The sequence below is a fragment of the Lelliottia sp. F153 genome (assembly GCF_002870005.1).
Taxonomy (GTDB): Bacteria; Pseudomonadota; Gammaproteobacteria; order Enterobacterales; family Enterobacteriaceae; genus Enterobacter; species Enterobacter nimipressuralis.
In genome coordinates, this window is sequence record NZ_PKFT01000012.1 from 1 (window position 1) to 11,099 (window position 11,099).

An 11,099-nucleotide genomic window follows, 5' to 3' on the forward strand; every position below is an offset into this window, starting at 1 on the left:
GGCGGCTTTAGCGCGGTGGTCCCACCTGACCCCATGCCGAACTCAGAAGTGAAACGCCGTAGCGCCGATGGTAGTGTGGGGTCTCCCCATGTGAGAGTAGGGAACTGCCAGGCATCAATTAAGTGAAAAGGCCATCCGCAAGGATGGCCTTTTTGCGTTTTTGTCCTTTCTTATTTGTTCCTCTGCTTCCCTCCGTGAAACTTTCTCACCTTCCTCTTACAGACTCGACATTCGCACGATTCCTGGGTATTGTCAGCTATCTGGATGTCTAAACGTTTATACGTATGCTGTGAGGATATAAGGTTATGCCGATTAGGGTGCAGGACGAGCTGCCAGCCGTTAATTTCTTGCGTGAAGAGAATGTCTTCGTGATGAAGGCCTCGCGCGCGACAGGTCAGGAAATTCGTCCACTTAAGGTTCTCATCCTGAACCTGATGCCCAAAAAGATTGAGACGGAAAACCAGTTCCTGCGCCTGCTCTCCAACTCCCCGCTGCAGGTGGACATCCAGCTGCTGCGCGTCGATGCCCGTGAATCGCGCAACACACCGTCCGAGCATCTGAATAACTTCTACTGCAACTTCGAAGATATCCGTAACGACAACTTCGATGGTCTGATCGTCACGGGTGCACCGCTGGGCCTGGTTGAGTTCAACGACGTGGCCTACTGGCCGCAGATCAAACAGGTACTTGAGTGGGCCAAAGATCACGTCACTTCAACGCTCTTTGTCTGTTGGGCGGTACAAGCGGCACTGAATATTCTCTACGGCATCCCGAAGCAAACCCGCACGGAAAAGCTGTCTGGCGTTTACGAACACCACATTCTCCATCCTCATGCGTTGCTGACGCGTGGTTTTGACGACTCTTTCCTCGCACCTCACTCGCGCTACGCAGATTTCCCGGCCGCGCTGATTCGTGATTACACGGATCTCGAGATCCTGGCCGAAACGGAAGATGGCGACGCCTATCTGTTCGCCAGTAAAGACAAACGTATCGCCTTTGTGACGGGACATCCGGAATACGATGCGCATACCCTGGCCAGCGAGTTTTTCCGCGATGTGGAAGCGGGGTTAACCCCGGAAGTGCCGTACAACTATTTCCCGAAAAACGATCCGCAAAACACGCCAAGAGCAACCTGGCGCAGCCATGGCAATTTGCTGTTTACTAACTGGCTCAACTATTACGTCTATCAGATCACGCCATACGATCTGCGCCACATGAATCCGACGTTAGATTAATCCTCTGCGCAGAACGATCCTAAAGCGTTTCAGCATTCCAGATCAGGCACCTTCGGGTGCCTTTTTTATTTCCGAAAAACCCTTCATCCGTTAAATAATTTTTAATCTCTTCATAATCAACAAGATAAGAACAATGTTTAATTAAAATGGAAATTGTTTTTGATTTTAGAAAAATAATGGATAGTCTTAAATCTGCTGAGCGAAAACCACACAACGATCTTTCGCTCGCAGTGGGGGACGTTTTTTTGGATCTTTGATGAGGAGCAGAGAAATGAATCAACAGGCAACGACTACCGATGAACTGACGTTTAACCAGCCCTATGGTGAGCTGGAACAGCAGGTTCTGACGCCAGACGCCGTCGAGTTTCTGACTGAGCTGGTGACGCGCTTTGCACCGAAGCGCAATAAACTGCTGGCGGCTCGTATTCAGCAACAGCAGGACATCGATAACGGTAAGCTTCCAGACTTCATTTCGGAAACTGCTTCCATTCGTAACTCAGCCTGGAAAATCCGTGGTATTCCGCAGGATTTACAGGATCGTCGCGTCGAAATCACCGGCCCGGTTGAGCGTAAAATGGTGATTAACGCTATGAATGCTAATGTAAAAGTGTTCATGGCAGACTTCGAAGATTCACTGGCGCCAGACTGGCGTAAAGTGATCGAGGGGCAAATCAACCTGCGCGATGCGGTCAATGGCACTATCAGCTACACCAATGAAGCCGGAAAAATCTATCAGCTGAAACCCAATCCGGCCGTGCTGATTTGCCGTGTGCGCGGCCTGCATTTGCCTGAAAAGCACGTCACGTGGCGCAACGAAGCCATTCCCGGCAGCCTGTTTGATTTTGCGCTCTACTTCTTCCACAACCATAAAAGCCTGCTGGCAAAAGGGAGTGGCCCTTATTTTTACCTGCCAAAAACGCAGTCATGGCAGGAAGCGGCCTGGTGGAGCGAGGTATTTAGCTACGCGGAAGATCGCTTCAATCTGCCGCGCGGCACCATCAAAGCCACCCTGCTGATCGAAACGCTGCCGGCAGTGTTCCAGATGGATGAAATCCTGCACGCCCTGCGCGACCACATCGTCGGCCTGAATTGTGGGCGCTGGGATTACATCTTCAGCTACATCAAAACCCTGAAAAATTATCCAGACCGTGTGCTACCCGATCGCCAGGCGGTCACTATGGACAAGCCTTTCCTGAGTGCCTACTCACGCCTGCTGATCAAGACCTGCCATAAACGCGGTGCGTTCGCGATGGGGGGGATGGCGGCCTTTATTCCGAGTAAAGATGCCGAGCGCAATAATCAGGTGCTGACCAAAGTGAAGGCGGATAAAGAGCTTGAAGCCCGCAACGGCCACGATGGCACCTGGGTTGCCCATCCGGGCCTGGCGGATACGGCGATGGAGGTTTTCAACAGCGTACTGGGTGAGAACAAAAATCAGCTTTTCGTTACCCGCGAAGACGACGCACCTGTCTCAGCTGAAGAACTGCTGATGCCGTGCGAGGGCGAGCGAACTGAAGCAGGCATGCGCGCCAATATTCGCGTTGCGGTCCAGTACATCGAAGCATGGATCTCGGGCAATGGCTGCGTCCCGATTTACGGCCTGATGGAAGATGCCGCCACGGCGGAGATCTCCCGTACCTCCATCTGGCAGTGGATCCACCACCAGAAAACGCTCAATAACGGCACACCGGTCACTAAATCCCTGTTCCGCCAGATGCTTGCCGAGGAGATGCGGGTGATTCAGGACGAGCTGGGCGAACACCGCTTCAGCAGTGGCCGTTTTGACGATGCCGCGCGTCTGATGGAGCAAATCACGACGTCTGAAGAATTAATCGACTTCCTTACTTTGCCCGGCTATCGCCTGCTGGCCTAACTACCCAGGCTATTTTGTTCGCCATTTTGGCCCAGGCAGTGCTCAGAATCCCTTTGGTTCTAGCGCTGGCCGTGACCAAACTGCCTTCACCAATAACGCCTGGGAAGCCAGGACGATAATATGGAGCATCTGCACATGAAAACCCGTACCCAACAAATCGAAGAATTACAAAAAGAGTGGACTCAACCGCGCTGGGAAGGCATCAACCGCCCGTACAGCGCAGAGGAAGTGGTGAAACTGCGCGGTTCGGTCAACCCGGAATGCACGCTGGCGCAGCTCGGTGCCGCAAAAATGTGGCGTCTGCTGCACGGCGAATCGAAAAAAGGGTATATCAACAGCCTCGGTGCGTTGACCGGTGGCCAGGCGTTGCAGCAGGCGAAAGCGGGGATTGAAGCGGTCTATCTCTCCGGCTGGCAGGTGGCGGCCGACGCCAACCTGGCCTCCAGTATGTATCCGGATCAGTCGCTCTATCCGGCCAACTCCGTACCCTCGGTGGTCGATCGGATCAACAACACTTTTCGTCGTGCGGATCAGATCCAGTGGGCATCCGGCATTGAGCCAAACGATCCGCGTTTCGTGGACTACTTCCTGCCTATCGTGGCGGATGCCGAAGCAGGTTTTGGCGGCGTACTGAATGCGTTTGAGCTGATGAAATCAATGATTGAAGCCGGTGCAGCGGCGGTTCACTTTGAAGATCAGCTCGCGTCCGTGAAGAAGTGCGGCCATATGGGCGGCAAAGTGCTGGTGCCGACGCAAGAAGCGATCCAGAAACTGGTCGCCGCGCGTCTGGCGGCGGATGTTCTGGGCGTGCCGACCCTGGTTATCGCCCGTACCGATGCGGATGCGGCGGATCTGATTACCTCTGACTGCGACCCTTACGACAGCGAATTCATTACCGGTGAGCGCACCAGCGAAGGGTTCTACCGTACGCATGCGGGTATCGAGCAGGCTATCAGCCGCGGTCTGGCCTACGCCCCGTATGCCGACCTGGTGTGGTGCGAAACCTCCACGCCGGACCTGGCGCTGGCAAAACGCTTTGCCGATGCGATCCATGCTAAATATCCAGGCAAACTGCTGGCGTACAACTGCTCGCCGTCATTCAACTGGCAGAAGAATCTGGATGATAAAACCATTGCCAGCTTCCAGCAGCAACTCTCTGAGATGGGCTACAAATACCAGTTCATCACCCTCGCGGGTATCCACAGCATGTGGTTCAACATGTTCGATTTGGCCCACGCCTACGCGCAGGGTGAGGGCATGAAGCACTACGTGGAAAAAGTGCAGCAGCCAGAGTTTGCAGCCAGCAAAGAGGGCTACACCTTTGCCTCTCACCAGCAGGAAGTGGGCACAGGCTATTTCGACAACGTCACGACGATCATTCAGGGTGGCGCCTCATCGGTTACGGCGTTGACCGGTTCGACTGAAGAATCACAGTTCTGATGTTTTCCCCCTCTCCCCGCTGGGGAGAGGGCCGGGATGAGGGGAGCCTATGTCGCGTGGCCTGGAGTTACTGATTGCACAAACCATCCTGCAGGGCTTCGACGCGCAGTATGGCCGTTTTCTGGAAGTGACTTCAGGCGCGCAGCAGCGCTTCGAACACGCCGACTGGCACGCCGTACAGCAGGCGATGAAACAGCGTATCCATCTTTACGATCATCACGTGGGTCTGGTGGTCGAGCAGTTGCGCTGCATCACCGATGGCAAAAGCCCCGACGCCGATTTTCTGCTCCGCGTAAAAGAGCACTACACCCATCTGTTGCCGGATTACCCGCGCTTCGAGATTGCGGAGAGCTTTTTCAACTCCGTCTATTGCCGGTTATTTGACCACCGCTCGTTATCTCCTGAGCGGTTATTTATTTTCAGCTCTCAGCCTGAGCGTCGCTTTCGCACCATCCCGCGCCCGCTGGCGAAGGATTTCTTCCCCGAACACGGCTGGGAAAGTCTGTTGAGCAAAATGCTCTCGGATTTACCGCTGCGTTTGCCATGGCAAAACAAAACGCGCGACGTGGGCTATATCATCGCGCATCTGACGGACGCTTTCGGCACCGACGTTTTACAACGCAGCCATTTACAGGTGGCTAACGAACTGTTTTTCCGCAATAAAGCCGCCTGGCTGGTCGGGAAGTTGCTCACCCCCACGGCCACCATTCCCTTTCTGTTGCCGATCCATCGTACGGATGACGGCGAGCTTTTTGTCGATACCTGTCTGACAACCAGCGCCGAGGCGAGCATTGTCTTCGGCTTCGCCCGCTCCTATTTCATGGTTTATGCGCCACACCCCGCCGCGTTGGTGGAGTGGCTGCGCGAGCTGCTGCCGGTCAAAACCACCGCTGAGCTGTATATGGCGATTGGCTGCCAGAAGCACGCGAAAACTGAGAGCTATCGCGAATACCTGCACTACATCAGCAGTAGCGACGAGCAGTTCATCGAAGCGCCCGGAATCCGCGGGATGGTGATGCTGGTCTTCACGCTGCCGGGTTTTGATCGTGTGTTTAAGGTCATCAAAGATAAATTCGCGCCGCAGAAAGAGATGACGGCGGCGCACGTTCGCGCCTGCTATCAGCTGGTCAAAGAGCACGACCGCGTGGGGCGCATGGCCGACACTCAGGAGTTCGAAAACTTTGTGCTGGATAAACGGCAGATCGCGCCTGCGCTAATGACCCTGCTGATGCAGGAAGCGCCGGGCAAAATCACCGATCTGGGCGATAAGATTGCCATCAGCCATCTTTACATCGAACGCCGAATGGTTCCGCTTAATATCTGGCTGGAGCAGGTGGACGGCCAGGCGCTGCGTGATGCGATTGAAGAGTACGGCAACGCGATCCGCCAGCTCGCAGCGGCCAATATTTTTCCCGGCGATATGCTGTTTAAAAACTTTGGCGTGACGCGCCACGGGCGGGTGGTGTTCTACGATTACGATGAAATCTGCTACATGACCGAGGTGAATTTCCGCGATATCCCGGCTGCGCGCTATCCGGAAGATGAGCTGGCCAGCGAGCCGTGGTACAGCGTCTCGCCGGGCGATGTCTTCCCGGAGGAGTTTCGCCACTGGCTCTGTGCCGACCCGCGCATCGGGCCGTTATTTGCAGAGATGCACGAAGATCTGTTCCACGCCGACTACTGGCGCGGTCTGCAAACGCGCATCAAAAATGGTTACGTTGAAGATGTATACGCCTACCGCAGGCGGCAGCGTTTTAGCGTGCGGTGGTCAATGTAGTGTTTCCCCTCTCTGTTTAGGAGAGGGTATCAGGCCGCATTCAACCTTAGCGAATCCCACCATACGCCAGCGTCACTTCCTTCGCCGCTTTGATGACCAGCGCGCCCAGCTCGGTGACGCGGTCATCGGTCACGCGCGAGATCGGCCCAGAAATGGAGATCGCGGCGAAGGGTTCGCGGTGCTCATCAAAAATACACGCCGCGATACAGCGCAGACCCAGCGCATGTTCTTCATCATCAAACGAATAGCCGCGCTTGCGCGTCTGGGCCAAATCATCTTTCAGATGCAGCGGGGAAACCAGCGTGGCATGCGTATAGGCATGCAGCCCTTTGCGGTGCAGCAGGCCAGTGACTTGCTCCTCGCTGAGCTGCGACAGAAAGGCTTTCCCCGCCCCCGACGCATGCATCGGCAGCTTACCGCCAATGGGTGCGGACATCCGCATCAGCTGCGTACACTGCACCTGGTCAATAATAATCGCCTGATGGTCGCTCTGATCGAGCACCGCCAGGTTGACCGTCTCGCCAGAATCTTCCATCAGTTTGCGCAGGATCGGATGCACAATCGCCAGCAGATTACGGCTTTGCAAAAAGCTGCTGCCGACGATAAACGCATGGGCACCGACGGACCAGTGGCCCAGTTCACCCACCTGACGGACAAAGCCCAACTGCTGCATGGTGCTTAACAGACGGTGCGTGGTGGAGTTCGGCAGGCCTGCCTGCTGCGCCAGCTCGGTCAGGGCCACGCTGCTGTGGGATTCCGCGATCCATTCCAGCAGCTTTAATCCGCGTGTGAGCGACTGAACTTGTCCGCCTGGCGGCGCGGTGGTGGCAGCAGGTTTTCTGCCGCGTTTTGCGGGAACGGTAGCGACCATGACGGAATCCTTTTTCTGTATCGTGGAAATCATTTTCGTTTTATTTGGTGAATTTGCAACCGTTATCCTGACTGATCGGAGGAGTGATAGTGAACATGTCTCATGTTAACGCTACGTGACTTCTCCACCCTGCGAGATTATGCCAGTATGGACTGCTGGCCTTTTGGCCTTGTTGAGCGTTGTCGGGAGCGAGTGTGAGCAGCAAAGTAGATCAACTGCGTGCGCAGTTAAATGAACGAATTCTGGTGCTGGACGGCGGCATGGGCACCATGATCCAGAGCTATCGTCTGAGTGAGGACGATTTTCGCGGCGAGCGTTTCGCCGACTGGCCTTGCGACCTGAAAGGGAATAATGACCTGCTGGTGCTGAGTAAACCGGATGTCATCGCGGCCATTCATAACGCCTATTTTGAGGCGGGCGCGGACATCGTCGAAACCAATACCTTCAACTCGACAACCATCGCCATGGCGGATTACCAGATGGAATCCCTGTCGGCAGAAATCAATTTTGAGGCCGCCAGGCTGGCGCGCGCCTGCGCCGATGCATGGACGGCCCGCACGCCCGACAAACCGCGCTACGTCGCCGGGGTGCTTGGCCCCACCAACCGTACCGCCTCTATTTCACCGGACGTGAACGATCCGGCCTTCCGTAACGTGACCTTTGATCAGCTGGTCGAGGCCTATCGTGAATCCACCAAGGCGCTGGTGGAAGGGGGCTGCGATCTGATCATGATCGAAACGGTGTTCGACACCCTCAACGCGAAAGCTGCGATCTTTGCGGTGAAGGAAGAGATGGAAGCGCTGGGCGTCGATCTGCCGATTATGGTCTCGGGCACCATTACGGATGCCTCCGGGCGCACCCTTTCCGGTCAGACGACGGAAGCGTTTTACAACTCCCTGCGCCACGCGGATGCCCTCACATTTGGCCTCAACTGCGCCCTCGGCCCGGATGAACTGCGCCAGTACGTGCAGGAACTCTCCCGCATCGCCGAGTGCTACGTCACGGCGCACCCGAACGCCGGCCTGCCAAACGCCTTTGGCGAATACGATCTCGATGCAACGACGATGGCCGCGCAAATTCGGGAGTGGGCAGAATCGGGTTTCCTGAACATCGTCGGCGGCTGCTGCGGCACCACGCCGGAACATATCGCAGCCATGAGCAATGCCGTCGCAGGCTTGCCGCCGCGCCCGTTACCGACGCTGCCGGTGGCTTGTCGTCTGGCGGGCCTTGAGCCGCTGACCATCGCCGATGACAGCCTGTTTGTGAACGTCGGTGAACGAACTAACGTCACTGGTTCCGCTAAGTTCAAGCGGTTAATCAAAGAAGAAAAATACAGCGAAGCGCTGGACGTTGCCCGCCAGCAGGTGGAAAGCGGTGCGCAGATCATCGATATCAACATGGATGAAGGGATGCTCGACGCCGAAGCGGCGATGGTGCGTTTCCTGAATCTGATTGCCGGTGAGCCGGACATCGCCCGCGTGCCGATCATGATTGACTCCTCAAAGTGGGACGTCATCGAAAAAGGGCTGAAGTGCATTCAGGGCAAAGGCATCGTCAATTCTATCTCGATGAAAGAGGGGGTGGAGCCGTTCATTCATCACGCAAAACGGGTGCGCCGCTATGGCGCGGCCGTGGTGGTGATGGCGTTTGACGAAGTCGGCCAGGCCGATACCCGCGAACGCAAGATTGAGATATGCCGCCGCGCGTACAAGATCCTGACGGAAGAGGTCGGTTTCCCGCCAGAAGACATCATTTTCGACCCCAATATCTTTGCCGTCGCGACGGGTATCGAAGAGCACAACAACTACGCGCAGGACTTTATCGGCGCCTGCGAGGATATCAAACGCGAGCTGCCGCATGCGCTGATCTCCGGCGGTGTCTCCAACGTTTCATTCTCGTTCCGCGGTAACGATCCGGTTCGTGAAGCCATTCACGCCGTGTTCCTCTACTACGCTATCCGTAACGGCATGGATATGGGGATCGTCAACGCCGGACAGCTGGCGATTTATGACGACCTGCCCGCCGAGCTGCGCGACGCCGTGGAAGACGTGATCCTCAACCGCCGCGACGACTCCACTGAACGGATGCTGGAGCTGGCGGAGAAATATCGCGGCAGTAAAAGCGACGAAAGCGCCCAGGTTCAGCAGGCCGAGTGGCGCTCGTGGGACGTGAAAAAGCGTCTGGAATACTCGCTGGTCAAAGGCATTACCGAATTTATCGAACTCGATACCGAAGAGGCCCGCCAGCTCTCCGCTCGCCCGATTGAGGTGATCGAAGGGCCGCTGATGGACGGAATGAACGTGGTCGGCGACCTGTTTGGCGAGGGCAAAATGTTCCTGCCACAGGTGGTCAAATCCGCGCGCGTCATGAAACAGGCGGTGGCCTATCTCGAACCCTACATTGAAGCCAGCAAAGAAAAAGGGCAGACCAACGGCAAGATGGTAATCGCCACCGTCAAAGGCGACGTCCACGATATCGGCAAAAATATCGTCGGCGTGGTGCTGCAGTGCAATAACTACGAAATCATCGACCTCGGCGTGATGGTTCCGGCAGACAAAATTCTCAAAACCGCGCGCGAAGTGAATGCGGATTTGATCGGCCTTTCCGGGCTTATCACGCCGTCGCTGGACGAAATGGTCAACGTGGCGAAGGAGATGGAGCGCCAGGGCTTTACCATTCCGCTGCTGATTGGTGGTGCGACGACTTCAAAAGCGCACACTGCGGTGAAAATCGAGCAGAACTACAGCGGGCCGACGGTCTACGTACAGAACGCCTCACGCACCGTGGGGGTGGTGTCGGCCTTGCTCTCTGCGACCCAGCGCGATGAATTTGTCGCGAAAACCCGCAAAGAGTACGACACCGTTCGTATCCAGCATGGCCGTAAAAAACCGCGCACTCCGCCAGTGACACTGGCCGCCGCGCGGGAAAACGATCTGGCCTTCGACTGGGCAAGTTACACGCCGCCGGTGGCGCATCGCCTGGGCGTACAGGCGGTCACGGCGAACATCGAAACCCTGCGTAATTACATCGACTGGACGCCGTTCTTCATGACCTGGTCGCTGGCGGGAAAATACCCGCGCATTCTTGAAGATGAGGTGGTCGGTGAAGAGGCGCAGCGCCTGTTTAAAGACGCCAACGATCTGCTCGACCAGCTCAGCGCTGAAAAGAGCCTCAATCCGCGCGGCGTCGTGGGGCTGTTCCCGGCGAACCGCGTCGGGGATGACATCGAAATTTATCGCGATGAAACCCGCACTAACGTGCTGGCGGTGAGCCGTCATCTGCGCCAGCAAACCGAGAAAGTCGGGTTTGCCAACTACTGCCTGGCCGATTTCGTTGCACCAAAACTCAGCGGCAAAGCGGACTACATCGGCGCGTTCGCCGTTACCGGCGGGCTGGAAGAGGATGCTCTCGCCGAGGCTTACGAAGCACAGCACGATGACTACAACAAAATCATGGTGAAAGCGATTGCTGACCGCCTGGCAGAAGCCTTCGCTGAATACCTGCATGAGCGGGTGCGTAAAGTCCATTGGGGTTACGCGGCAAATGAAAACCTCAGCAACGAGGAGCTGATTCGCGAGAACTACCAGGGGATTCGCCCGGCACCGGGCTATCCGGCCTGTCCGGAGCACACGGAAAAGGGCACCATCTGGCAGTTGCTGGATGTGGAAACCCATACGGGCATGAAGCTTACCGAATCCTACGCCATGTGGCCGGGCGCGTCCGTCTCGGGCTGGTATTTCAGCCATCCTGACAGCAAATACTACGCGGTGGCGCAAATCCAGCGCGATCAGGTGGAAGACTATGCCCTGCGCAAAGGGATGAGTGTCTCAGAAGTAGAGCGCTGGCTGGCCCCGAATCTGGGCTACGACGCTGATTAACGTCACTTTTCCTTACAACTAACAG

The 11,099-nt window shown here is 56.2% G+C and carries 6 protein-coding genes and 1 rRNA gene; 6 read left to right on the top strand and 1 reads right to left on the bottom strand.

Translation table 11 applies throughout. From position 1 onward, the window contains the following. From rrf to aceK, 5 genes are all read left to right on the top strand, one after another. Window positions 1-113: ribosomal RNA gene (rrf, locus tag F153LOC_RS19480) — 5S ribosomal RNA — on the top strand; the annotation flags it as partial. 192 nt (window positions 114-305) lie between these two features. Continuing rightward, window positions 306-1,235 carry a homoserine O-succinyltransferase gene (gene metA / locus F153LOC_RS19485; protein WP_100778090.1) on the top strand — a complete coding sequence of 310 codons (930 nt, stop codon included), beginning with the start codon at window positions 306-308 and terminating at the stop codon, window positions 1,233-1,235. A 271-nt stretch (window positions 1,236-1,506) separates the two neighbouring features. Continuing rightward, window positions 1,507-3,108, top strand: coding sequence for a malate synthase A (aceB, locus tag F153LOC_RS19490; RefSeq protein WP_102105630.1), 1,602 nt, complete (start codon window positions 1,507-1,509; stop codon window positions 3,106-3,108). A gap of 135 nt (window positions 3,109-3,243) precedes the next feature. Continuing rightward, the gene (gene aceA / locus F153LOC_RS19495; protein WP_100780782.1) at window positions 3,244-4,548 is read left to right on the top strand and encodes an isocitrate lyase; all 1,305 of its coding nucleotides are present in this window, start codon (window positions 3,244-3,246) and stop codon (window positions 4,546-4,548) included. Between the two features lie 49 nt (window positions 4,549-4,597). Next, window positions 4,598-6,325, top strand: a complete 1,728-nt coding sequence (gene aceK / locus F153LOC_RS19500; protein ID WP_102105629.1) for a bifunctional isocitrate dehydrogenase kinase/phosphatase — start codon at window positions 4,598-4,600, stop codon at window positions 6,323-6,325. 46 nt (window positions 6,326-6,371) lie between these two features. Here aceK and iclR read toward each other — a convergent pair whose 3' ends face one another. Further along, window positions 6,372-7,196 (bottom strand): glyoxylate bypass operon transcriptional repressor IclR, encoded by an 825-nt coding sequence (gene iclR / locus F153LOC_RS19505; RefSeq protein WP_123429852.1) that lies wholly within the window; start codon window positions 7,194-7,196, stop codon window positions 6,372-6,374. 194 nt (window positions 7,197-7,390) lie between these two features. Between iclR and metH the strand changes: the two genes are divergently transcribed. Continuing rightward, window positions 7,391-11,074: a methionine synthase gene (gene metH / locus F153LOC_RS19510; protein ID WP_102105628.1), complete on the top strand. Its 3,684-nt coding sequence runs from the start codon at window positions 7,391-7,393 to the stop codon at window positions 11,072-11,074. Window positions 11,075-11,099 lie beyond the last annotated feature (25 nt).